The organism is Ensifer sp. Root1252 (assembly GCF_001425885.1).
Lineage (GTDB): Bacteria > Pseudomonadota > Alphaproteobacteria > Rhizobiales > Rhizobiaceae > Ensifer > Ensifer canadensis.
In genome coordinates, this window is record NZ_LMDT01000034.1 from 208,671 (window position 1) to 230,920 (window position 22,250).

Genomic DNA, 22,250 nt, shown 5'->3' on the forward strand with positions numbered 1-22,250 from the left:
GACACTTTCGAAATGGCTGTCCCGGCACGTCGCCGGTCAGCCGAGTTCGAAGGTGGTGATGCCGTAGATGCGGGCGAGCGGCAGATCGGGCACGACGCCTCGATACATCCGCGCCGTTTCGAAAACCGGTTTCATGTTGTAGCGCTCGCAGAGCGCACGCGCCGAGGCATTCGGCTCGGGAATGTCCAGGTGGATCTCCTCGCCCTTCACCGTCGCAGCCAGCTTTCGAAACACCAGGTCGGCTGCCGTCTCGCTTTCGGAAAAGAGCGGACCGATCCTGTAGCCCTGCCGGCAGGCGCGCAAGGTGCCGTAGCCGGCAATCGCACCGTCCCGGAGCAGCACGACGCTTCGTCGCGTACGGCCCGGTCTCAGCCATTCGGTGAGAAAAGTGTCGCGCCGGGCTGGCATGAAGCGACGGTCGTAGTCGATCAGCATCGGCATGTGGATCGGCGCAACCTCCACCAGGTCCGTACCCGGAGGCTCGACCGCGTCGACGATGCCGCCATAGCGGATATTGGCGTGGGCGAGAACGAAGCCAGACCGCCGGTAGTTCTCCTGCTCGGCAACGACACCGTCGAGACCGACAATGCGTTGTCCCGCCGCCGCCAAGGCGTGCTGCCACATCTGGCCGCCGATACCCTGCCGGCGGAAATCCGGTGCCGTTATGTAGAAGCCAAGGAAGGCATAGTTCTCGTCGTAGCGCACCAGCGATATGGCGGCTGCGAGCTTGTCCTCGCGCTCCGTCACCCAGTATCCTTCCGGATCCGCCGCCCAGAATGCCGCCGCATCGTCGAGCCCCGGGTTCCAGCCTTCGCGGGCCGCCCAATCGATGATGGCATCGAGTTCGTGGCGGCTGGCATGGCGGATTTCGTGGTGCATAATCTCTCCTCGTTCTGCCGGTCACCGCGCGTGTCGCGTTTGCTGCACATGTGGATTGGCATCATGGATTGTAGAAGCTACTGCATGCTCCTTAAATCCTATTCGATTTAAGGATAAAAACATGCAGCAATTCAAAGTGCTACAGCGACCTTTGCGCGTCTGATAAGACGCGCGGCGCTGTAGGGCACAGGAGGCCAGAAAGAATGGGTCCGTTGCCGTTTGTTTGGCGTTCAGCAAACCGGGCTCGCGTCTCTTCGGCAGTGCTTGCCCGCGCCGCGCAATCTGCTACAAGAACCGACAATAAATCATACTAATATGAGCGAAACACCATGCCTCCAATTCAAATCGCGCTTGTCGGCGTCGGCAAGATCGTTCGTGACCAGCACCTGCCGGCCATTGCCAAGAACGACGACTACCACCTGATTGCTGCGGCGAGCCGCCACGGCACCGTCGATGGCATCGATAATTTCAAGTCGATCGAAGCGATGCTGGAGGCCGTTCCCGCAATCGACGCGGTATCGCTCTGCATGCCACCGCAATACCGGTATGAGGCCGCGCGCACGGCCCTTGAGGCCGGCAAACATGTCTTCCTCGAAAAACCGCCAGGCGCCACATTGAGCGAAGTCGCGGATCTGGAGGCTCTGGCTGCATCTAAGGGGCTGTCACTGTTTGCAAGCTGGCATTCGCGCTATGCACCGGCAGTAGAGGCAGCGAAGTCGTTTCTCACCGCGACCGCAATCCACGATGTGAAGATCATCTGGAAGGAGGACGTGCGGCACTGGCATCCGAATCAGGAATGGATCTGGGCGGCCGGTGGCCTCGGTATCTTCGATCCGGGTATCAATGCGCTGTCGATCGTAACGCATATCCTGCCACGGCCGCTGTTCATAACCGCAGCCACGCTGGAATTCCCGGAGAACCGCGACGCCCCGATCGCCGCCACGATCGCCTTCACCGACGCGAACAAGCTGGCGGTTTCGGCAGAGTTCGACTGGCGCCAGACCGGTAAACAGAGTTGGGACATCGTCGCGCAGACCGCATCAGGCGAAATGGTGCTTTCGGAAGGTGGCGCAAAGCTCTCGGTCGACGGCAAGATTGTGCATGAGGAGCCGGAGCAGGAATATCCGATGCTCTACAAGCGCTTCGCCGAAATCATCAGGGCCAAGACGTCGGACGTCGATCTGGCGCCGCTGCGCCATGTCGCCGATGCCTTCATGCTCGGCCGACGCAAATTCGTCGAAGCCTTCCACGACTAGGCGTCCGGACAGGATCGAAAAACAAAACCCGCGGTTTGCCGCGGGCTTTGTCTTCTTGAAGCCGTTCTTGCGTCGCTCAGGCCTTCTTTTCCCAGCGTCCGTCACGGTTCTGTTGCCAATAGGTGAGGTTGTGGCCCTCACCCTTCAGCCGCTTCCAGTGACCGCGAGCGGCTTCGAGCTGTTCCTGGTCGTAGCCGTCGAACATGAAGACGATCCGCTCGTAAGTATCGACCGGTGGCGGGTTGGCACCGTCGACGACGAAGCGAACGGTTGCGGCATTGTGATTGCCATCGTCCGCCACCAGGAGAACCGGCTGCTCGGCAGCGAGTTCCCCGGCATCTGTCCCGTGCGGCAGGAAACTTTCGTCCCTGTAAACCCAGAGATGCGTATCGAGCGCATCGCGCCTCTCGGCATCGACCGTCTGCACCACCACCCTCCAGCCGCGCTCGACGCTTTTATCGAGCAGCGGTGGAAGTGCGTCCTCGAGCTTCGATTCCGTCAGGTGATAGAAAAGGACCTCGATCACACCGATCTCTCCACGACCTTCACCGCGGCTCACGATGCCGCTCAGGACTCATAGCTCGCGCGGACCAGCTCATCGAGCAGGCGAACGCCGAAGCCGGAGCCCCAGGATTGATTGACTTCGTCGGTCGGCGAGCCCATGGCGGTTCCGGCGACATCGAGATGCGCCCAGGGCGTATCCTTGACGAAACGCTGCAGAAACTGCGCCGCCGTAATCGCGCCGCCATGACGTCCGCCGGTGTTTTTCATGTCGGCAAACTTGCTGTCGATCATCTTGTCGTATTCCTTGCCGAGCGGCATGCGCCAGAGGCGCTCCTGCGTGGCAATGCCGGCGGCCAACAGCTGGCCGGCCAGGCGGTCATCATTCGAAAACAGGCCGGCGTGATGGGTCGCGAGCGCAACCATGATGGCGCCTGTCAGCGTCGCAAGGTCGATCATGGCCTGCGGCTTGAAGCGGTCGTTGCAATACCAAAGTGCATCGCACAGAACGAGACGTCCCTCGGCATCGGTGTTGATGACCTCGATCGTCTGCCCTGACATCGAGGTGACGATGTCGCCTGGGCGTTGTGCGCTGCCATCCGGCATGTTTTCCACAAGCCCGATGATGCCGACGACGTTGACCTTGGCGTGACGGGCAGCGAGCACGTGCATCAAGCCGGTGACGGCGGCAGCACCACCCATGTCGCCCTTCATCTCTTCCATGCCGGCCGCGGGCTTGATCGAAATGCCGCCGCTGTCGAACACGACGCCCTTGCCGACGAAGGCGACCGGGCGATCCTTGGACTTGCCGCCCTTCCACTGCATCACGACCAGCCGCGGCGGACGCGTCGAGCCCTGGGCAACGCCGAGCAACGCACCCATTCCAAGCTTCTTCATTTCCTTTTCGGTGAGGATTTCCACCTCGACGCCGAGCTTTTCCAGCTCCTTCGCCTTGGCGGCGAACTCCAGCGGACCGAGGACGTTTGCCGGCTCGTTGACCAGGTCGCGGGCGAGAAATACGCCCTCGCCGACCGCCTGCGCCGTCGCAAAAGCCTTCTTCGCTGCAATCACCGCGCCGGTAACGATCGTCACCTTGACCGGCTTGCCTGCCGGCTTGGCATCGTCGTCCGCTTTCTTCGTCTTGTAACCGTCGAAGCTGTAGGCGTTCATTTCCATGCCGAGCGCAAAGTCGGCCGCCGCCTTGCCGGTGACATCGAGGTCGGGGACGTCGATGAAGATCGTGGCCTTGTCGGCTCCACGCAATTTTGCGGCTGCCGCGCCGCCTGCCTTCAGCCAATCGTGATCGGTCAATGCATCGGTGTCACCAAGACCAAGAACCACGATCCGGTCCGCGGGCGAGCCATGCGGGGCAATGATATCGAGGGTGGAGAATGCCTTGCCGCTGAACTTCTTGACCTTCGCCGCCTTGGCCAGCACGCCTTCCGGATCGGCGACATCGGCGCCCGCCGCCTGTCCTGCGGCGGCTTTCAGGAGGACCGCAACACCACCCGCCGGGCGATGGGACTTGGCGAAGGTGAACTCAAATTTCATAGACATTACAAAACTCCGGGCATTTTTCGGTCTTACACGACCCGCCCTGTTACCGGGGGGTGACAGTGACAAACATTCGCTGCGTCTACCACCGTCAAAGCTGTGGTCGGCACCCTTCTCGCTTTTCAACGGCTTGGCAAGATGCCCGCAGATGTTTACATGCGGTTAACCGAGGTTCTTCGTCTTAAATTATCCCAGTTGCTTTACGATTTGAGCAGCGCCGGACGTGAGACGGAAGCTCGGTTCCCGCTGATGGCGGCGGCAGCAACAGGCGTTTCGATGCGGCGGTGCGGCACAGAAACATGAGCATGGATTTGGACCGGAAACGGACATGAAGCTGATCGAACGCTACATTTTCCGGCGTGCCCTGACCATGTTCCTCGCTACGCTTTTGCCGTTGCTCGGCATCGTGTGGACGACGCAGGCCCTGACCAACGTCAACCTGGTTACCGATAGCGGGCAGTCCGTCTTCGCCTTCCTGAAGCTGGCAACGCTCATTCTGCCGTCGGTCGTGCCGATCATTCTGCCTTTCGCCCTGGTGATCGGCGTAACCCAGACGCTCACGACGATGAATACCGATTCGGAGCTGACGGTGCTGAACGCGGCCGGAAGCTCGCGCATGACCATCATCCGGCCGATCATCTATCTCGCCGCTGGCCTTAGCGTCCTGTCGTTCGTGGTCGACAATTTTGTCGAGCCCTATTCGCGCGTCGCTGTGCGCAAGATGCTAGCAACGGCCAACGCCGACCTGCTTTCCTCGGTCGTCCAGGAGAACGCCTTCCGCAAGATTACTGACGGCCTCTATGTCCAGGTTGGCGGCCGGCGCGGCGGTGGTGTGCTTGAGGGGATTTTCGTTGCCGATTCGCGCAACCCGGCTTTCGAGCTCGTCTATTATGCGCGCGAAGGTGCCGTGGACGAGAAAAGCTCGGCGCTGGTCATGAAGGACGGCGAAGTCCAACGCAAACTGCCGGACGGCGGCGTGTCGATCATCAAATTCGATTCCTACGCCTTCGATCTGGCCGACATGACGAAGGCGACCCGCGAAGCGACGATACGCGCCAAGGATCGCGACCTTCCCAATCTTTTCAATCCGGATCCCAATGATTCTGTCTACCAGGGCAACCCGCTTGCCTTCACCGCCGAACTGCACCGCCGCCTGACGGAATGGACGTTCCCGCTGGTGTTCGGCCTGATCGCGCTTGTCTTCTGCAGTGATGCACGCTCGCACCGCGAGGCGCGCGTCCATCCGATGGTCAGCGCACTCGGCTCTGCCCTCGTCATCCGATGGATGACGTTCTATGCGGGCAACAGCGCCGAGGATTCCGTCTGGTTCGTTCCGTTGATGTATATCGTGCCCCTTGCGACCGGAGCGCTCGCCATTCACCAACTCGCCAGCAACCGGCGTCTCGACATTCCGATGACCTGGCAGGAAAAGCTGTCCGAGCTGATGGTTCGCCTTCGCCTCGTGCGCCCCTCATCTGACGGGAGCAACGCATCATGATTTTCACCACACTCGGCCGCTACTTTCTGACCCGTTATGCTGTCACGACCTTCTGGTTTCTGGTCGGCATTTTTTCGCTGGTCTTCATCATCGACTTCAGCGAACAGGCGAGCCGCCTGTCCAACCTTCCGCATTATTCGGTCACCGGCGCGTTGCTGATCAGCGCGTTCCGGATCCCGACCATCCTGCAACAAACCGTGCCCTTCGTGGCACTCTTCTCGGCGATGGCGGCTCTGATCTCGCTCAACCGCCGCTACGAGCTCGTGGTTACCCGCGCCGCGGGCATTTCGGTGTGGCAGTTCCTGCGCCCGTTCGTGCTTGGCGCCTTCCTGTTCGGCGTACTCGCCGTGCTTGCGCTAAACCCGCTCGCAGCCTGGGGCACGAAGAAGGAAGAGACCCTGCTTGCTGCCCTCGGGTCATCGCGCACCTCGGATGCCGGCTCGATTCCCTGGCTGCGACAGATCTATGAAGGCACCGATACGATCATCGGCGCACGCTCGGTTCAGGATGGCGGCACCACACTTCTGAACGTCACCGTCATCCACTTTGATCCACAGGGTTCGATCATTCTGAGACAGGATGCCGCCTCCGCTAAACTCGAAGATGGTTACTGGCTTCTTAATGGCGTAACGGAAACAAGCAGCGGACAGCTGCCTCGCCGTCTGCAAACGGCACAACTCCGCACGAATCTGAAGCCAGAGTTTGTTCAGGAAAGGCTTGCAAAGGCTGATTCCATTCAGTTTTTCGACCTTCCGCGGAAGATCGAGGTGGCGCGCTCCTTCGGCTTTTCCACAAACGGCATGGAAACCCAATTCCACTCCCTGTTGTCACTGCCGCTGCTGCTTGTCGCCATGACGCTGATCGCTGCGTGCGTGTCGCTGAAATTTAGCCGGTTCAACCAATCGCGCTCGGTGATTCTCGGTGGAATCCTGTCGGGCTTCGTGCTTTATGTCGTCACCGTGCTTGTCAAAGCATTCGGGAGCAGCGGTATTGTACCTCCCTTCGTTGCAGCCTGGTTGCCAGTTGTTGTAGCGATGGCGCTGGGCTCGACGATTCTTTTAAATCAGGAGGATGGCTAGTGGCGGTAGGCAACCGCAAACGTACAAAGCTGATCAACGCTGCCCTGCTCGCAGGAGTGGCGCTGCAGACACTTGCCATGGGAATGAGTGCACCCGCGCTCGCGCAGCAGACGTCGGAGCGCCTTGATTCGCTGCGCCCGAACATGCCGGAAGATGCCAAGCTGCTTCTGTCCGCCAATGAGCTTGTCTATAACAAGGACGCCGAAAAGGTCATCTTGCGCGGCAACGTGCAGATCGATTACGGCGGCTACAAGATGGTGGCCCGACAGGTCGAATACGACCAGAAATCGGGCCGCATTCATGCCACCGGTGAAATCCAGTTGATCGAGCCGGGCGGCAATGTCGTCTATGCCGAAAAGATGGACGTCACCGATGACTTCGGCAACGGCTTCATTGATGCCTTGCGGATAGAGACGACCGATCTGACACGGCTTGCTGCGACCAGCGGCGAACGGCGGAACGGCGAAGAATTCATCCTCAACGAGGCCGTTTACACCGCGTGCACGCCCTGCACGACGAAGCCCGATCACCGTTCGCTGTGGCACATCAAGGCCCAGCGCGTCGTCCAGAATGGACGTACGCGGACGATACGGCTGGAAAACGCCCGTTTCGAGCTTTTTGGCAAGCCCATCGCCTATATTCCGGTGATGGAACTGCCTGATCATACGGTCAAGCGCAAGAGCGGCTTCCTGTTCCCGCAGTTTCAGTACACACAGAAGCTCGGCGCAGGCGTGGGCGTCCCCTACTATTGGGCGATCTCGCCCTATATGGACGCGACCGCCACCGTGACGGGCCTGAGCCGCCAAGGCTTCCTGCTCGAAGGCGAGTTTCGCCAGAGCTTCCACAACGGCCTTCACACCTTGCGCTTCGCCGGCATCAGCCAGCTCGACAAGAGCCGCTTCACGCCTGGTACGGTCGACGCGCTTGAAACGAACCGCGGCATGGTCGCTTCCAGGGGCGTATTCGAGATCAATCCGCGCTGGAGCTTCGGCTGGAACGTCCTCGTCCAATCCGACAACAACTTCGCCAAGACCTACGAACTGTCGACTTTCGACGGAACGACCTACGTCAACCAGGCGTATCTGACCGGGCTTGGCAAGCGGAACTTCTTCGACCTGCGCGCCTTCTATTTCGATATCCAGGACGCAGATCCGAACAGCATCGCTGAAAACCAGCAGCCTACCGCGCAGGTTCTGGATTATTCCTACAAGGCGCCAGAGCCGGTATTGGGAGGCGAACTTTCGGCGACGGTGAACCTCACCAACATCAAGCGAAACCGGCTTGACCTTGACGCCGTTCCAGACGTCAACAGGTACCTAGGTCTCGAGGGCACGTCGCACCGCCTCACGGCCGAACTCGAATGGAAGCGTACCTACATTGCTCCGGGCGGGTTCGTGCTGACGCCGTTGCTTGCCGCGCGCGGTGATGCGCTCGGCCTGAACATGACGGATCCGGGGCCTGGTTATGCCGGGGATTATGACAACAGCGACGCCGCGACGCGGCGGATGCTGACGGCGGGCCTCGAAGCGCGCTATCCGATCCTCTTCGTCGGCGACAACAGCAGCCACGTACTCGAGCCGATCGCCCAGATCTATGCCCGTCCCGACGAGCAGCATCCCGGTGGCCTGCCAAACGAAGATGCGCAGAGCTTTGTCTTCGACGCGACGAACCTGTTTGATCGCGACAAGTACTCCGGCTTCGACCGCATCGAAGGCGGCACGCGCGCCAACGTCGGTCTTCGCTATACCGGGACATTCGACAGCGGCTACGGCTTGCGCGGCATCGTCGGCCAATCCTACCAGCTTGGCGGTTTGAACTCGTTCGCAACGGAAGACTTGGTCCAGGCGGGAGCGAATTCGGGCCTCGAGAGCACACGGTCCGACTACGTCGCCATGTTCGGTGTCGATGCGCCGTCTGGCCTTATGGCCAGCCTTTCCGGCCGTCTCGATGAAGAGGACCTGGCGCTGCGTCGCGCCGATGCCACCGTGGGGTATCTTGGCCTTACCTGGCAGGCGGCAATGACCTATACGCGCATCGAGGCGCAGCCGCTTTACGGCTCGCTCGACAACCAGGACGAAATCCAGACCGCGGCGGCCTACAGGTTCCACGATTACTGGTCCGTCTTCGGCGCGATAACCTACGACATCAACAACGATGTCATCTCGCGCAATGGCTTCGGCATCACCTATGACGATCAAGACACGCTGTTCTCGCTCGTCTACAAGCAGGAACGCGATACCGACAACACGATTGCGAACGACTGGTCGATCGGCGCCCGCATCAGCTTCCGTACGCTTGGCGACGTCAATGTCGGCGACACGAAGTTCGAAGAGCTGGACTACTATTGATACGCTTCGATCCGAGGGGCATTCGCCACATGTTTGCCCCTCTGCCCGCTGTCGGGCCGGCCAAACGGTCTTGTCATCGTTTGGCCGCATGTATTATGCATTCCCTCCGACAAGATAGAACAACGGCGTGAGCCGGGCTGCGGATCGAAGCACCAGGCTTCGCCCGCGCGAAGGACAGGAAAAGATGATGGGCGGGAAAATGTCGATCTTGAGGACGCTTTCGGCACTGGCTTTGGCCGGCAGCCTGAGCATTGCCGTTTGCGCCAGCGCGCAAGCTGCAAGCCAGGTGACGGTAACGGTCAACAACACCGTGATCACCTCCGGCGACGTTGCCAAGCGCGTCGCCTTCCTTCGCCTGCAACGCCAGGCTGGTGGCGCAGAAGAAGCCAAGAAGCAGCTCGTCGACGAGGTGCTTAAGCGTGGCGAGATCGCGCGGATCGGCCAGTCGGTCAGTACGCAGGACGTGGACGCGGCCTATGCGCGCTTTGCAGCCGGCAACAAGCTCTCGCCGGAGCAGCTCGGCAAGATTCTCGATCAAGCCGGCGTTGGTTCCGACCATTTCAAGCAGTTCATCGCGGTGCAGATGAGCTGGCCTCGCGCCGTCAACTTCCGTTTCGGCAACTCAAGTCGCCTGCAAGGCGCTGATCTCGTCAAGCGCATGATGGAAGGCGGAGGCACCAAGCCGGTCACAACGGAATACTATCTCAAGCAGGTCATCTTCGTCATTCCGGAGAAGAAGCGCGGCGCCATCACCGGCAAGCGTCAGGCGGAAGCCAACGCAGCGCGTGGTCAGTTCCCGGGATGCGATACCGCCAAGGTTTTCGCGGCAAACTACCGTGACGTTTCTATCCGCGATCTCGGCCGCATGCTTGTCCAGCAGTTGCCGGACGAGTGGAAGCCGCTCGTCGAGAAGGCCGGCGACGGGAACACGACGGGAACACGCGTGACCGAAAAGGGCGTCGAATTCCTGGCGATCTGCAAGAAGCGCCAGGTCAATGACGACACCGCAGCCGAAATCGTCTTCCGCGCCGAGGACATCGGCAAGAAGAAGGCCGGCGGTGAAGACCCGAACAGCGAAAAGTACCTCGAAGAACTGCGCAAGAAGGCGCAGATCGTCAACAAGTAAGATCAGCGGGCAAAAATGCGTGACACGACCGGCGGGCCCCTTGCCCTGACCATGGGCGATCCTGCCGGGATCGGACTCGACCTTAGCCTGACCACCTGGCTTGGCCGCCGTGAACGCGCGACCCCGCCATTCCTTTTCATCGGTGACCCCACAGTTCTCGCGGCGCGGGCAGCATTGCTCGGGCATACGGTTGCGATCCGCGAGACCGATTGCCGGGATGCCGTCTCCATTTTTGCCGACGCCTTGCCCGTTCTGCCGGTGCGCTGCCCTTCTCCCGTCATTGCTGGCGAGGCCGATTCTGCCAACGCTCCGGCCGTAACGGGGTCGATTGACACAGCGGTACAGCTGGTCATGGATGGCGAGGCTTCAGCCGTCGTCACGAACCCGATCGCCAAGGCCGTGCTCTACGAAGCCGGCTTCCGCTTCCCCGGCCATACCGAATACCTTGCTGATCTCGCGGAGAAGGCCACCGGCGAGCCCCTGTTGCCGGTGATGATGTTGGCCGGCCCCAAGCTTCGTGCCGTGCCGGTGACCATCCACATCCCGCTGAAAGACGTGCCCGCCCAGCTCACGGCAGATCTGATCTATCGAACCTGCACCATTACCGCGGCGGATCTTCGCACGCGCTTCGGCCTCGACAGGCCGAAGCTGGCACTCGCCGGGCTCAATCCCCACGCCGGCGAAGGTGGAGCGCTGGGCGCCGAAGACGATGCCATTATCCGTCCGGTCGTCGAACGGCTGCGCGCCGAAGGCATCGATGCAACCGGGCCTCTGCCCGCCGATACGATGTTTCACGACCGCGCGCGTGCGACCTATGACGTGGCGATCTGCATGTATCACGACCAGGCGCTCATCCCCGCCAAGGCACTTGGTTTCGACGATAGCGTCAATGTCACGCTCGGCCTCCCCTTCATCCGCACGTCGCCCGATCATGGCACCGCCTTCAGCCTCGCCGGAAAGGGCATTGCCAGGGACGACAGCCTGCTCGCAGCCTTGAAGCTCGCGGCAGAACTTTCCAACAATACCGCAGGAGTTATCGTCTGATGGCCGCTCTCGACGGGCTCCCGCCGCTTCGGGATGTCATCCAACGCCATGGCCTCGACGCCAAGAAGGCGCTCGGGCAGAACTTCCTGCTCGATCTCAATCTCACACAGAAGATTGCCCGGACGGCCGGCCCGCTCGAGGACGTGACAGTCATCGAAGTCGGCCCAGGCCCGGGCGGCCTGACGCGAGCAATCCTAGCACTTGGCGCAAAGAAGGTAGTGGCGATCGAAAGGGACGCGCGCTGCCTGCCGGCGCTTGCCGAAATCTCCGGCCACTATCCGAACCGTCTCGATGTCATCGAGGGTGACGCGCTCAAGATTGACTTTGAGGAGATCACCGGTGGTGGCCCGGTCAAGATCATCGCCAACCTGCCCTATAATGTCGGCACGCAGCTTCTGGTCAATTGGCTGCTGCCAAAGACATGGCCGCCCTTCTGGCAGTCGCTGACACTGATGTTTCAGCGCGAGGTAGGCTTGAGGATCGTGGCCGACGCTGACGACGATCATTACGGGCGTCTGGGGGTTCTGTGTGGCTGGCGAACGAACGCCCGCATGGCCTTCGACGTGCCGCCGCAGGCCTTCACGCCCCCGCCCAAGGTGACATCCTCGGTCGTGCATCTGGAGCCGGTCGCCAATCCGATCCCCTGCGCGGTGTCGTCTTTGGAGAAAGTGACGCACGCCGCCTTCGGCCAGCGCCGCAAGATGCTCCGCCAGAGCCTGAAGCCGCTTGGTGGCGAAACGCTGCTGGCAAAAGCCGACATCAATCCACAGCGGCGCGCCGAAACGCTCTCCGTGGAAGAATTCTGTCGGCTGGCAAACTGCCTCTAGAGCATTTCCAGGAAAAGTGCGAAGCGGTTTTCCGTCAGGAAATGCATAAAAACAAGGAGATAGAGCGTTTCTGCGACTCCGCTTAAACCGGAAACGCTCTAGCGCATGTCGCCCGAAAGGGCGCTGCGGCTTTGCGGGAGCGGCAAACGTACCCGCGATAGCAATATCTACGGATGGCCGGCATTGCCGGCCATGCCTCCGGTCAGAACGGGTTTTCCGTCAGAAGTCCATTGACGAATTCGAACAGGCCCGGGCGGCGATCTCGGCGCAGGCGCTCGGCCTCGACGATGGCGCGTACCGCCGAGAAGGCGCGGTCGAGATCGTCGTTGAGAACGATATAGTCGTACTCGCGCCAGTGCTCGATTTCTGCACGTGAATTGGCCAGACGCGTGGCGATCACTTCCTCGCTGTCCTCGGCGCGACGATGCAGCCGCGATTGCAGCTCGGCCATCGACGGCGGCAGGATGAAGATCGAGACGACGTCGCCGGCCATCTTCTCCTGAAGCTGCTGTGCGCCCTGCCAGTCGATATCGAAAAGCATGTCGCGGCCTGCAGCCATCGCCGCTTCGACGGCGTCGCGCGGTGTGCCGTAGAAATTGCCGTGAACCTCAGCCCATTCCAGCAGCGAGTCGGTCGCCCGCAATGCTTCGAACTCGCGGATAGACTTGAAGTGATAGTGCCGTCCATCAATTTCGCTCGGACGGCGCTGACGCGTGGTCACGCTTACCGAAATGCTCATATCGGGATCGGCTTCCAGCAGATTGCGCGCGATCGTCGACTTTCCCGCACCCGAGGGTGAGGAAATGACCAGCATCAGCCCGCGGCGGGCGATCTTGATGGGCGAAGGGGTCGCCGGTTTCATGCGTTACTCCAGATTTTGAACCTGTTCGCGGAACTGATCGATCACCACTTTCAACTCGATGCCGGCGGCGGAGACCACTGCCGCATTCGATTTGGAACAGATCGTATTCGATTCGCGGTTAAATTCCTGTGCCAGGAAATCAAGCTTGCGGCCGACCGGCCCGCCTTTCGACAAGAGGTCGCGGGCAGCGACAATATGAGAGCCAAGCCTGTCCAGCTCCTCTCTCAAATCGGCCTTGGTCGCAAGCAGTGCCACTTCGGCATGCAGCCGGTCGCGATCGAGCGAAGAGCCGCTGCCCATCACCAGCGCCACCTGCTGCGCCAGCCTTTCGGCAATTGCCCCCGGGCTGCGCGAGGGATCATTCTCGACTGTTGCCGTCAGTGCTTCGATGCTGCCGACCTGCGCCAGCAGGATCTGACAGAGCGCCCCGCCCTCTTCGGCGCGCATGCTGCGCAGATCGCTGAGAGCAAGCTTGAGGCCCGTCATGATATCGTCGTCGAGGGACGCGCGTTGCGCTTCACTCTCCTCGGGCTCACGGAAGTCGACAATGCCTCGGATCGCCAGCAGCGTGTCGAACTTGAGCGGTGCGGGATCGACGAGGTCTCCGAGCTGTTCGCGCAAGGTCAGGACAGCCGTCAGCGCCGCCTGGTTCACCACCGCTTCGACAGCGCTCTCCGCTCCACTGACGGACAGGCTGATCTGCAGATTGCCTCTTGAGAAAAATTCTGCAGTGAGCCGGCGCACATCCGGCTCGAACCGCTCAAGTCCCTGCGGCAGGCGAAGCCTGACATCGAGGCCCTTGCCGTTGACGGAGCGCAATTCCCAGGCCCAGCGATGCCGGCCGCTGCTGCCTTCTCTCCGGGCAAAGCCGGTCATCGATTGGAGCGGCATCCTCACCTCCGTGGCATTTTCTGGAAAAGCAATAAGGCGACGGCGCGGTATCCCGCAAGGGATATCCGCGCCGTGACAAGTCCGTCCACAATGCAGGCCGTTGTTACTGAGGCTGTGCCGTCGTTGCCGCGTCCTGGGCGGCCTTTGCCGCTTCGGCTGCCTTTTCGGCTTCGACCTTGCGCCAGCGGCGAACATTGGCGTTGTGTTCATCCAATGTCACGGCAAAGACGTGGCCGCCCGTGCCGTCGGCCACGAAGTAGAGTTCCGGTGTGCGCGACGGATTGGCAACGGCTTCAAGTGCGGCGCGGCCCGGGTTGGCGATCGCCGTCGGCGGCAGGCCCTTGATGATATAGGTATTGTAGGGCGTATCCTTATCGAGGTCCGACTTCAGGATCGGCCGGTCCGCCGGTTTCCCGTCACCGCCGAAAATGCCGTAGATGATCGTCGGATCGGACTGAAGGCGCATGCCCTTGTCGAGCCGGTTGATGAAGACCGAGGCAACACGCGGGCGCTCGTCGGCGCGTCCGGTTTCCTTCTCCACGATCGACGCAAGCGTCACGAACTCCTCGACAGTCGAGACCGGGAGGTTCGGATCGCGCTTTTCCCAGATCTGGTCGACAAGCGCCTTCTGGGCAGCCGCCATCTGCTGGACGATTTCGACGCGCTTGGTGCCGCGCGTAAACTTGTAGGTGTCAGGCTTCAGCGAACCTTCGGCAGGCAGCTCCTGCGGCAGGTCGCCGACGAGGACTTCGTCATCGGACAAGCGATGGAACATCTGCTTGACGGTCAGACCTTCCGGCAGCGACACGGAATAGAGAATGGACTTGCCGGATTTCAGGAGCTGCATGATCTCCTGCATCGATGATCCAGCCTTGATCTCGTACTCGCCGGCCTTCAGTGTGTCGTTGTCCAGGTAAGCCTCCGAGACGAACCGGAAGACGCGGCCATCGGTGATGATGTTGCCACGCTCGAGGCCGCTGGCGATCTCGCTGATACCGGCGCCGCTTCTGACGATGAAGTTCTTGTTGGCTTCGAGCGGGCCTGCTTTTTCGTACTGATGCATCGCATAATAGACGGTACCGGCCGCTGCGAGCGCGACGAAGACGATAACGGTCATGACGAAATTCAGGAAGATCACGACCTGGCTGCGCGCCTTGCGCGAACGCTTCGTAGGCGGCTGCGGCGCCTTCTCGGGGCGCAAGGCTTCGCTGGCCGATTTCGGAATGATCGGCCCGTTGTTCCCGGTGTCGCTGCGGCCGAATTGCGCCGCGCCGTTCTCGTTTGAGTCGCTCACGATTGTCCCGAACCCGAAATTCGCATCCTCATTCTAGCTGCCGCGGTGCGAATTTCGGCCTGGACCGTGGCAGGTATAAAACAAAACGTTTGAGCCGCAGCCATCCCCTTGGATTGGCAGTGGAATAAATGGTCTCGGCGCACCCGCCGGTCAACGGCGTTTTCGCTCGAAGACAGCCAGCATGCGCCCGGCAATAGCGATACAACAAACTGTCAGATGTGCCTTGCGCGAACATAGCCGTCAGGCAGCGCCAATCCCTGAAAAGGGCCGACACGTCCTCCTGCTACATGCTTGTAGCGAGCAATGCGGCAAAAGCAGGATCAACGGGCCAGTGACATGCATCGCCCCGTTGATAATTCGGCAATATCAAACGCCGGTGTAGCGGCGCAGAACCAGCGAAGCGTTCGTGCCGCCGAAGCCGAAGGAATTCGACAGCGCGACGTTGATTTCGCGCTGGCGCGCAACATGCGGTACGAGATCGATCTTGGTCTCGACGGAGGGATTGTCGAGGTTCAGCGTCGGCGGTGCGACGCCGTCGCGAATCGCCAGCGCCGAGAAGATCGCTTCCACAGCGCCGGCGGCGCCCAGCAGGTGGCCGATCGCCGATTTGGTCGACGACATGGAGATCTTCGAGGCATGCTCGCCGACCAGCCGCTCGACGGCGCCAAGCTCGATCGTGTCGGCCATCGTCGATGTGCCATGGGCGTTGATGTAGTCGACGTCTGCCGCCGTCAGGCCGGCGCGCTTCAGCGCCATCTGCATGCAGCGGTAGGCACCGTCGCCATCCTCGGACGGCGCGGTAATGTGGTAAGCATCGCCAGAGAGACCGTAGCCGGCGACTTCAGCATAGATCTTGGCGCCGCGCGCCTTGGCGTGTTCCAGCTCTTCAAGGATCACAATGCCGGCACCCTCGCCCATGACGAAGCCGTCGCGGTCGACATCATAGGGACGCGATGCCTTCTGCGGATCATCATTGTGCTGCGTGGATAGCGCCTTGCAGGCGGCAAAGCCGGCCAAAGAGATACGGCAGATCGGCGATTCGGCGCCACCGGCAACCATGACGTCGGCATCGCCGAGCGCGATCAGGCGGCCTGCGTCGCCGATGGCGTGGGCGCCGGTCGAACAGGCGGTGACCACAGAGTGATTGGGACCACGCAGCTTGTGGCGGATCGAGACCTGACCCGAGGCAAGGTTGATCAGACGGCCGGGAATGAAGAAGGGCGAAATGCGCCGAGGCCCCTTGTCGCGCAGCGTATAGCCGCCTTCGACAATGCCTTCGAGACCGCCGATGCCCGAACCGATCAGGACGCCGGTTGCAATCTGGTCTTCGTCGTTTTCGGGCTTCCAGCCGGCATCGGCCAGCGCCATGTCGGCAGCGGCCATCGCATAGACGATGAAGGGGTCAACCTTGCGTTGCTCCTTCGGCTCCATCCAGTCGTCGGCATTGAAGGTGTTGTTCGAGCCATCGCCGAACGGAATGCGGCACGCGATCTTCGCGGGCAGATCTTCGACTTCGAATTCCGTGACCTTGCGCGCAGCATTGTCGCCCGCGATCAGGCGCGCCCAAGTTGCCTCGGTTCCGCAACCCAAGGGAGATACCATGCCGGTACCGGTGATAACGACACGTCTCATAGTCCGCGACCCACCCTGACTGTTCAATTTCAGAGCCGGATCGGACCACGCGTGACGAACCCGATCCGTGCATCCATTTTAAGTTCTTGTAGCAACGATCAGAGGGAAATGCGGGACCGCTTTGCTGATCGAAAACCCGCGCCCAGCGCGAGACAGCCCACTTCCCCTGGGCTGATTACGGGCCGCTGAACGCGGCCCGCCAATGGCTTGATCGCAAAAGATCAGGCCTGAGCTTTTTCGATGAACTTGACGGCGTCGCCGACAGTCAGGATCGAATCCGCGGCATCATCCGGGATTTCGACGCCGAATTCTTCTTCGAATGCCATGACCAGTTCGACGGTGTCGAGCGAGTCCGCGCCGAGGTCATCGATAAAGCTTGCGCCTTCGCTGACCTTTTCGGCGTCGACGCCAAGATGATCAATAACAATTTTCTTTACGCGTTCTGCGATATCGCTCATGTCGGAGTTCCTCGACCTTCGTTTCTCTGGGCGCCTTTCTGGCACCGGTACTCTCAATAAGCCTGATAGACCAAGACGGTCCAACGGGCAATCCATCCAACCAGAACCGCGGCAAACCCAAGGCAGCCAAGGCTGCCGGACACCTGGCGGGGCCGGTCGACTGCTAACAGTCATGGCCCGATTAACACGGTTTAAGTCTGCCGCAAAGTGCGAAAATGCCTGACAATCGCTTGCTCAACATTGAATTTCAGGCATTTGGCCGGTGGTGTGCCGGAGCATTGCAGGCCAAGATCACGCCCGTTTCGCGTGCGTGGCATGCAGGCCCCGGACACCTCGTCAGATCATTGCCATGCCGCCGTTGACGTGTATGGTCTGGCCGGTGACATAGCCTGCCTCGTTCGAAGCGAGATAAACGACGGCAGATGCAATCTCGGCACCGGTGCCCATGCGCCTCATCGGGATCGCTCCCATGATGCCTTCCTTCTGCTTGTCGTTCAGCTTGCCGGTCATGGCGCTCTCGATGAAGCCGGGCGCAACGCAGTTGACCGTGACATTGCGGGTGGCGATTTCCTGGGCGAGCGACTTCGAAAAGCCGATCATGCCGGCCTTCGAGGCGCAGTAGTTGGCCTGGCCGGGATTGCCGGTGACGCCGACGATCGACGTGATGTTGACGATACGGCCGAAGCGGCGGCGCATCATCGGATGGGTCAGCTCGCGGGTCAGGCGGAACACGGCGGTCAGGTTGACCTCCAGAACATTGTCCCAGTCGTCGTCGCTCATACGAACAAAAAGGCCGTCCTTGGTGATGCCGGCATTGTTGACGAGAATGTCGACGCCGCCCAGTTCAGCCTCGGCCTTTTCGCCGAGCGCCTTGACTTCGGCGCGATCGGAAAGATTGGCCGGGAACAGCTGGACACGCTCGCCGAGTTCGTTGGCAAGCGCCTCGAGCTTTTCGACGCGCGTGCCGTGAAGGCCGACGATTGCGCCCTGAGCGTGCAGCATGCGGGCGATTTCTTCGCCGATACCACCGGATGCACCGGTTACAAGAGCCTTACGGCCGGAAAGATCGAACATCGGATTGATTCCTTATAACTGGAGCACTCAGGCCAGAAGCGCCGAGAGCGCGGTGTCGATATCGGCAGGCGTGTTGACAGTAATACCGGTGACTGACTTGTCGATCCGGCGGGCAAGCCCGGTAAGAACCTTGCCGGAGCCCACTTCATAAAGCGTCGTGACGTTGTTGGCGGCGAACCATTCCACCGTCTCGCGCCAGCGAACCTGGCCGGTGACCTGCTCGACGAGAAGGCGCGCAATCTCTTCGGCGTTGCTGACGGGAGCGGCCAGGACGTTGGCGATAACGGGCACGGACGGATTGTGCTTTTCGACCTTGGCAAGCGCTTCACGCATTGCCTCGGCGGCAGGCGCCATCAGGCTCGAATGGAAGGGCGCAGAGACCGGCAGCATCAGCGCGCGCTTGGCGCCTTTTTCGGATGCAAGTGCCGCAGCCTTTTCGACGGCCGCCTTCTCGCCGGAGATCACCAGCTGACCGCCGCCATTGTCGTTGGCGATCTGGCAGGAGCCGAGAGCAGAAGCTTCGCGGCAGATCGCGTCGACGTCCGCATGCTCAAGACCGATGATGGCCGCCATCGCGCCCTTGCCAACGGGCACGGCCGCCTGCATGGCGTTGCCACGGATGCGCAGCAGGCGCGCGGTGTCGGCGATCGAGAAGGTTCCGGCGGCACAGAGCGCCGAATATTCGCCGAGCGAATGTCCGGCCACGAACGAGACTTTGCTCTTCAGATCGAGGCCTTTGGCTTCGAGCACACGGATCACCGCCATCGATACCGCCATCAGCGCCGGCTGGGCGTTCGCCGTCAGCGTCAGCGTTTCCTCGGGGCCGTTCCACATGATCTCGGAGAGTTTTTCGCCGAGCGCGTCGTCGACCTCGGCAAACACTGCCGCTGCTTCCGGAAACGCGTCCGCCAGATCCTTGCCCATGCCGACAGCCTGGCTGCCCTGGCCCGGAAACGTGAATGCAATACTCATGGGATTGTCCCTTCCCTGGTTTTCCTCTCCATTCACATTCCTGACCGGCGAGTCAAGCGCGCGGGCCCGGCTTTGCGGGCTTCAGCCGGCCTTTTGCCCTTGATCTTCGCCAATCAAGGCGTAAGTTTGCCGCGCATCGCCGCCCTGCCCGATCGACCGTCCCCTGGGCTTGCGGCCTTCACCCAATTCTGCCGCGGGCACCCCTTTCCTCCCGGGTCGAGGCTCGCCTTTCACAAGGACCATCACTGCATGCGTTACAACACGCTTGGCCGGACCGGCATCAAGGTTTCCGAAATCTGCCTGGGCACAATGACCTGGGGCTCTCAGAATTCCGAGGCTGAGGCGCACGAACAACTCGACTATGCGTTCGACAAAGGCGTGAACTTCATCGACACCGCCGAACTCTACCCGACGACCCCGCTTTCCGCCAAAACCTACGGCAATACCGAGCGCATCATCGGCGAGTGGCTGGGCAAGCGCGGCCGCCGTGACGACGTCGTTGTCGCCACCAAGGTCGCTGGCTCCGGCCGCCCCTACATCCGCAACGGCGGCCCGATCACCCCTGAGGGCATCGGCGAGGCGGTCGACGCCAGCCTCAAGCGGCTGAAGACCGAATACATCGATCTCTACCAGATCCACTGGCCGAACCGCGGCCACTACCATTTCCGCAACGCCTGGTCTTATGAGCCCGCCAAGCAGAACAAGGCCCATGTGGCCGCCGACCTGAAGGCTATCCTCGAAAAGCTCGGCGACGTGGTGAAGGCAGGCAAGGTACGCGCGATCGGCCTGTCCAACGACACCGCCTGGGGCACGATGAAGCTGATCGACATGGCGGAGCGGCACGGGCTGCCGCGCGTTGCCTCGATCCAGAACGAATACAATCTTCTCTATAGGGCCTACGACCTCGACCTTGCCGAACTCTCACACCACGAGGACGTCGGGCTGCTCGCCTATTCGCCGCTCGCCGCCGGCCTGTTGACCGGCAAGTATCTTGACGGCGCCAGGCCGACTGGGTCGCGCCTTGCGATCAACGGCGATCTCGGCGGTCGCTTCACGCCACACCAGGAACCGGCCGTCGCCGGCTACGTGGCGCTTGCCCGCGAACACGGGATCGACCCGTCGCAACTGGCGATCGCCTTCTGCCTCGCCCGCCCGTTCATGGCGTCCGTCATCATCGGCGCAACCTCGATGGATCAGTTGAAGACGGATCTCGGCGCTGCCGGAATGACGCTGTCGCAGGATGTCATGAACGGCATTCGTCGCCTGCACCGGCTCTATCCGATGCCGATCTGAGCGCGAAACAGCAGATGGCCGTGCCCCAGACGAAAGCGGAATTGCTGAACGCCATCGAGACCGAATTCGCCAAGCTCGAGCGCGAACTCGATGGCATTCCGCCGGCGGGATTCGCCGAACCATCGCTCGATGGACACGCCAAGGGCACGATGATGAGCGTCGGCGACCTCGTCGCCTACCTCACCGGTTGGGGCGAACTGGTGGTCAAATGGATCGAATGGGACGAGCAAGGTCTGCCGGTCGACTTTCCGGAAACGGGGTACAAGTGGAACGAGCTCGGTCGTCTCGCGCAGAAATTCTACGGCGACTACCGAGCGCTCCCGCCTTCGGAACTCCTGTCTCGCCTCGCGGCCAGCAAGGACGCATTGGTCGCACTGATCGAGGCGCGTGACGATCAGACCCTCTACGGACAGGCGTGGTACGGCAAATGGCCGCTCGGCCGGATGATCCAGTTCAACACGTCCTCGCCCTATGCCAATGCGCGAGGTCGTTTGCGCCAGTGGAAGAAGCTCAAGGGAGCCGCTTAAAGGGCAAAGCGTGGCGAAAAGACCGCGCAAGCCTTGCCTTTCGATGAAATATGCGTATAAGCGCGCTGTTCGAAATGCCCGGTCTTCTGGCTGGTGGCTGAACGGAGGGCCGGCTTCCTCGAGGGGAGCCGTTAGGATTGCAAGTCTTTCCGGCCTCCCGTGTCTCCGCTCTCGACCGTCTCGATACAACACTTTCTTGCCGGCTGCCTGTCAGCCAATAAGAACAGTCGTTGAGGCTTAGCCGCCGATGTCCGGGCTGATTAACGCAAGAAAGGTAAGCCACAATGGCTCTTTATGAACACGTATTCCTGGCCCGCCAGGACATCACGCCGCAGCAGGTCGACGGTCTCGTCGAGCAGTACAAGGGCGTGCTCGAAGCAAACGGCGGCAAGGTCGGTCGCGTCGAGAACTGGGGCCTCAAGTCCCTCACCTACCGCATCAAGAAGAACCGCAAGGCTCACTACGTTCTCATGGACATCGATGCTCCGGCAGCGGCCGTTCATGAAATCGAGCGCCAGATGCGCATCAACGAAGACGTCCTGCGCTACATGACGATTGCCGTCGAGAAGCACGAAGAAGGCCCGTCTGCCATGATGCAGAAGCGCGACCGCGACGACCGTCCGCGCCGCGATGGCGACCGTCCGGAGCGTGGCTTCGGTGACCGTGGTCCGCGTCCGGACCGTGGCGACCGCGAAGACCGCCCGCGTCGTCCGCGCGAAGACCGCGCTTAATCAAGAAGCTTTAGGAGATTAAAGACAATGGCTGAAGTTTCTTCCGCTCCGGTTCGCCGCCCGTTCCACCGTCGCCGCAAGACCTGCCCCTTCTCGGGCGCAAACGCTCCGCGGATCGACTACAAGGACATCCGTCTTCTGCAGCGCTACATTTCCGAGCGCGGCAAGATCGTTCCTTCCCGCATCACGGCCGTTTCCCAGAAGAAGCAGCGCGAACTCGCCCAGGCGATCAAGCGCGCCCGCTTCCTCGGCCTGCTGCCCTACGTCGTTTCGTAAGAACGGCTGACGTTCCGTTGGTCGCCTGACTCAACGGAAACCGACTCTAGGGCAAGGCGCTCCCCTTGGGTGATCGCCTTGCCCTCTCCCTTCCGCGTTGGGCGCGGATCGGAACCCGTGTGGAAACA

General features: G+C 61.3%; 21 protein-coding genes. 11 read left to right on the plus strand and 10 right to left on the minus strand.

Translation table 11 applies throughout. The features are described 5' to 3' along the window. Window positions 1–36 precede the first annotated feature (36 nt). Window positions 37–879, minus strand: coding sequence for a GNAT family N-acetyltransferase (locus ASD02_RS27795; protein ID WP_025426467.1), 843 nt, complete (start codon window positions 877–879; stop codon window positions 37–39). A gap of 329 nt (window positions 880–1,208) precedes the next feature. Here ASD02_RS27795 and ASD02_RS27800 point away from each other — a divergent pair, with 329 nt between their 5' ends. Then, window positions 1,209–2,135 carry a Gfo/Idh/MocA family oxidoreductase gene (locus ASD02_RS27800; RefSeq protein ID WP_025426466.1) on the plus strand — a complete coding sequence of 309 codons (927 nt, stop codon included), beginning with the start codon at window positions 1,209–1,211 and terminating at the stop codon, window positions 2,133–2,135. A gap of 76 nt (window positions 2,136–2,211) precedes the next feature. Here ASD02_RS27800 and ASD02_RS27805 read toward each other — a convergent pair whose 3' ends face one another. Beyond that, window positions 2,212–2,661, minus strand: coding sequence for a DNA polymerase III subunit chi (locus tag ASD02_RS27805; RefSeq protein ID WP_025426465.1), 450 nt, complete (start codon window positions 2,659–2,661; stop codon window positions 2,212–2,214). 41 nt (window positions 2,662–2,702) lie between these two features. Beyond that, a complete protein-coding gene (locus tag ASD02_RS27810) occupies window positions 2,703–4,193 on the minus strand; it encodes a leucyl aminopeptidase (RefSeq protein ID WP_025426464.1) in 1,491 nt (496 codons plus the stop codon). 325 nt (window positions 4,194–4,518) lie between these two features. Here ASD02_RS27810 and lptF point away from each other — a divergent pair, with 325 nt between their 5' ends. The 6 genes from lptF to rsmA all read left to right on the plus strand — a co-directional run bounded on the left by lptF (window position 4,519) and on the right by rsmA (window position 12,112). Then, window positions 4,519–5,688, plus strand: a complete 1,170-nt coding sequence (lptF, locus tag ASD02_RS27815) for an LPS export ABC transporter permease LptF (protein ID WP_025426463.1) — start codon at window positions 4,519–4,521, stop codon at window positions 5,686–5,688. Then, complete coding sequence (gene lptG / locus ASD02_RS27820; RefSeq protein ID WP_025426462.1) at window positions 5,685–6,767, plus strand: LPS export ABC transporter permease LptG; 1,083 nt, start codon at window positions 5,685–5,687, stop codon at window positions 6,765–6,767. The genes lptF and lptG overlap by 4 nt, the downstream gene beginning before the upstream one ends. Then, window positions 6,767–9,115: an LPS-assembly protein LptD gene (locus ASD02_RS27825; RefSeq protein ID WP_025426461.1), complete on the plus strand. Its 2,349-nt coding sequence runs from the start codon at window positions 6,767–6,769 to the stop codon at window positions 9,113–9,115. Before lptG ends, ASD02_RS27825 begins: the two co-directional genes overlap by 1 nt. Before the next feature lie 184 nt (window positions 9,116–9,299). After that, the gene (locus tag ASD02_RS27830; protein ID WP_025426460.1) at window positions 9,300–10,241 is read left to right on the plus strand and encodes a peptidylprolyl isomerase; all 942 of its coding nucleotides are present in this window, start codon (window positions 9,300–9,302) and stop codon (window positions 10,239–10,241) included. 15 nt (window positions 10,242–10,256) lie between these two features. Beyond that, on the plus strand, window positions 10,257–11,285 hold the full coding sequence (gene pdxA, locus ASD02_RS27835) for a 4-hydroxythreonine-4-phosphate dehydrogenase PdxA (protein ID WP_025426459.1): 1,029 nt from the start codon (window positions 10,257–10,259) through the stop codon (window positions 11,283–11,285). After that, window positions 11,285–12,112 (plus strand): 16S rRNA (adenine(1518)-N(6)/adenine(1519)-N(6))-dimethyltransferase RsmA, encoded by an 828-nt coding sequence (rsmA, locus tag ASD02_RS27840; RefSeq protein WP_025426458.1) that lies wholly within the window; start codon window positions 11,285–11,287, stop codon window positions 12,110–12,112. Before pdxA ends, rsmA begins: the two co-directional genes overlap by 1 nt. Window positions 12,113–12,314: 202 nt before the next feature. On the opposite strand, the gene gmk is transcribed toward rsmA, so the two are convergent. The 7 genes from gmk to fabD form a co-directional block, all read right to left on the minus strand. Continuing rightward, the gene (gene gmk, locus ASD02_RS27845) at window positions 12,315–12,974 is read right to left on the minus strand and encodes a guanylate kinase (RefSeq protein ID WP_025426457.1); all 660 of its coding nucleotides are present in this window, start codon (window positions 12,972–12,974) and stop codon (window positions 12,315–12,317) included. A 3-nt stretch (window positions 12,975–12,977) separates the two neighbouring features. After that, window positions 12,978–13,865 carry a YicC/YloC family endoribonuclease gene (locus ASD02_RS27850; RefSeq protein ID WP_025426456.1) on the minus strand — a complete coding sequence of 296 codons (888 nt, stop codon included), beginning with the start codon at window positions 13,863–13,865 and terminating at the stop codon, window positions 12,978–12,980. A gap of 103 nt (window positions 13,866–13,968) precedes the next feature. Then, a complete protein-coding gene (mltG, locus tag ASD02_RS27855; protein ID WP_025426455.1) occupies window positions 13,969–15,159 on the minus strand; it encodes an endolytic transglycosylase MltG in 1,191 nt (396 codons plus the stop codon). Between the two features lie 366 nt (window positions 15,160–15,525). Further along, window positions 15,526–16,791 carry a beta-ketoacyl-ACP synthase II gene (gene fabF, locus ASD02_RS27860; protein WP_025426454.1) on the minus strand — a complete coding sequence of 422 codons (1,266 nt, stop codon included), beginning with the start codon at window positions 16,789–16,791 and terminating at the stop codon, window positions 15,526–15,528. 221 nt (window positions 16,792–17,012) lie between these two features. Next, window positions 17,013–17,249: an acyl carrier protein gene (locus tag ASD02_RS27865; RefSeq protein ID WP_003531676.1), complete on the minus strand. Its 237-nt coding sequence runs from the start codon at window positions 17,247–17,249 to the stop codon at window positions 17,013–17,015. 336 nt (window positions 17,250–17,585) lie between these two features. Continuing rightward, window positions 17,586–18,323, minus strand: coding sequence for a 3-oxoacyl-[acyl-carrier-protein] reductase (gene fabG / locus ASD02_RS27870; protein WP_057211450.1), 738 nt, complete (start codon window positions 18,321–18,323; stop codon window positions 17,586–17,588). 27 nt (window positions 18,324–18,350) lie between these two features. After that, the gene (gene fabD / locus ASD02_RS27875) at window positions 18,351–19,295 is read right to left on the minus strand and encodes an ACP S-malonyltransferase (protein WP_025426452.1); all 945 of its coding nucleotides are present in this window, start codon (window positions 19,293–19,295) and stop codon (window positions 18,351–18,353) included. A gap of 249 nt (window positions 19,296–19,544) precedes the next feature. Between fabD and ASD02_RS27880 the strand changes: the two genes are divergently transcribed. The 4 genes from ASD02_RS27880 (at window position 19,545) to rpsR (ending at window position 22,122) form a co-directional block, all read left to right on the plus strand. Next, a complete protein-coding gene (locus ASD02_RS27880; protein WP_057211451.1) occupies window positions 19,545–20,588 on the plus strand; it encodes an aldo/keto reductase in 1,044 nt (347 codons plus the stop codon). A gap of 14 nt (window positions 20,589–20,602) precedes the next feature. Beyond that, window positions 20,603–21,115 (plus strand): ClbS/DfsB family four-helix bundle protein, encoded by a 513-nt coding sequence (locus ASD02_RS27885; RefSeq protein WP_025426450.1) that lies wholly within the window; start codon window positions 20,603–20,605, stop codon window positions 21,113–21,115. A 284-nt stretch (window positions 21,116–21,399) separates the two neighbouring features. Continuing rightward, the gene (gene rpsF, locus ASD02_RS27890) at window positions 21,400–21,846 is read left to right on the plus strand and encodes a 30S ribosomal protein S6 (protein WP_025426449.1); all 447 of its coding nucleotides are present in this window, start codon (window positions 21,400–21,402) and stop codon (window positions 21,844–21,846) included. A 27-nt stretch (window positions 21,847–21,873) separates the two neighbouring features. After that, a complete protein-coding gene (rpsR, locus tag ASD02_RS27895) occupies window positions 21,874–22,122 on the plus strand; it encodes a 30S ribosomal protein S18 (protein ID WP_025426448.1) in 249 nt (82 codons plus the stop codon). Window positions 22,123–22,250 lie beyond the last annotated feature (128 nt).

Coding starts and splice junctions, on each gene's coding strand:
- ASD02_RS27850 (WP_025426456.1), bottom strand. CDS start 13,865: ATGCCGCTCCAATCGATGACCGGCTTTGCCCGGAGAGAAGGCAGCAGC.
- fabF (WP_025426454.1), bottom strand. CDS start 16,791: ATGAGACGTGTCGTTATCACCGGTACCGGCATGGTATCTCCCTTGGGT.
- lptG (WP_025426462.1), top strand. CDS start 5,685: ATGATTTTCACCACACTCGGCCGCTACTTTCTGACCCGTTATGCTGTC.
- rsmA (WP_025426458.1), top strand. CDS start 11,285: ATGGCCGCTCTCGACGGGCTCCCGCCGCTTCGGGATGTCATCCAACGC.
- lptF (WP_025426463.1), top strand. CDS start 4,519: ATGAAGCTGATCGAACGCTACATTTTCCGGCGTGCCCTGACCATGTTC.
- ASD02_RS27880 (WP_057211451.1), top strand. CDS start 19,545: ATGCGTTACAACACGCTTGGCCGGACCGGCATCAAGGTTTCCGAAATC.
- rpsR (WP_025426448.1), top strand. CDS start 21,874: ATGGCTGAAGTTTCTTCCGCTCCGGTTCGCCGCCCGTTCCACCGTCGC.
- ASD02_RS27800 (WP_025426466.1), top strand. CDS start 1,209: ATGCCTCCAATTCAAATCGCGCTTGTCGGCGTCGGCAAGATCGTTCGT.
- ASD02_RS27830 (WP_025426460.1), top strand. CDS start 9,300: ATGATGGGCGGGAAAATGTCGATCTTGAGGACGCTTTCGGCACTGGCT.
- ASD02_RS27810 (WP_025426464.1), bottom strand. CDS start 4,193: ATGTCTATGAAATTTGAGTTCACCTTCGCCAAGTCCCATCGCCCGGCG.
- fabG (WP_057211450.1), bottom strand. CDS start 18,323: ATGTTCGATCTTTCCGGCCGTAAGGCTCTTGTAACCGGTGCATCCGGT.
- gmk (WP_025426457.1), bottom strand. CDS start 12,974: ATGAAACCGGCGACCCCTTCGCCCATCAAGATCGCCCGCCGCGGGCTG.
- fabD (WP_025426452.1), bottom strand. CDS start 19,295: ATGAGTATTGCATTCACGTTTCCGGGCCAGGGCAGCCAGGCTGTCGGC.
- pdxA (WP_025426459.1), top strand. CDS start 10,257: ATGCGTGACACGACCGGCGGGCCCCTTGCCCTGACCATGGGCGATCCT.
- ASD02_RS27865 (WP_003531676.1), bottom strand. CDS start 17,249: ATGAGCGATATCGCAGAACGCGTAAAGAAAATTGTTATTGATCATCTT.
- ASD02_RS27885 (WP_025426450.1), top strand. CDS start 20,603: ATGGCCGTGCCCCAGACGAAAGCGGAATTGCTGAACGCCATCGAGACC.
- ASD02_RS27795 (WP_025426467.1), bottom strand. CDS start 879: ATGCACCACGAAATCCGCCATGCCAGCCGCCACGAACTCGATGCCATC.
- rpsF (WP_025426449.1), top strand. CDS start 21,400: ATGGCTCTTTATGAACACGTATTCCTGGCCCGCCAGGACATCACGCCG.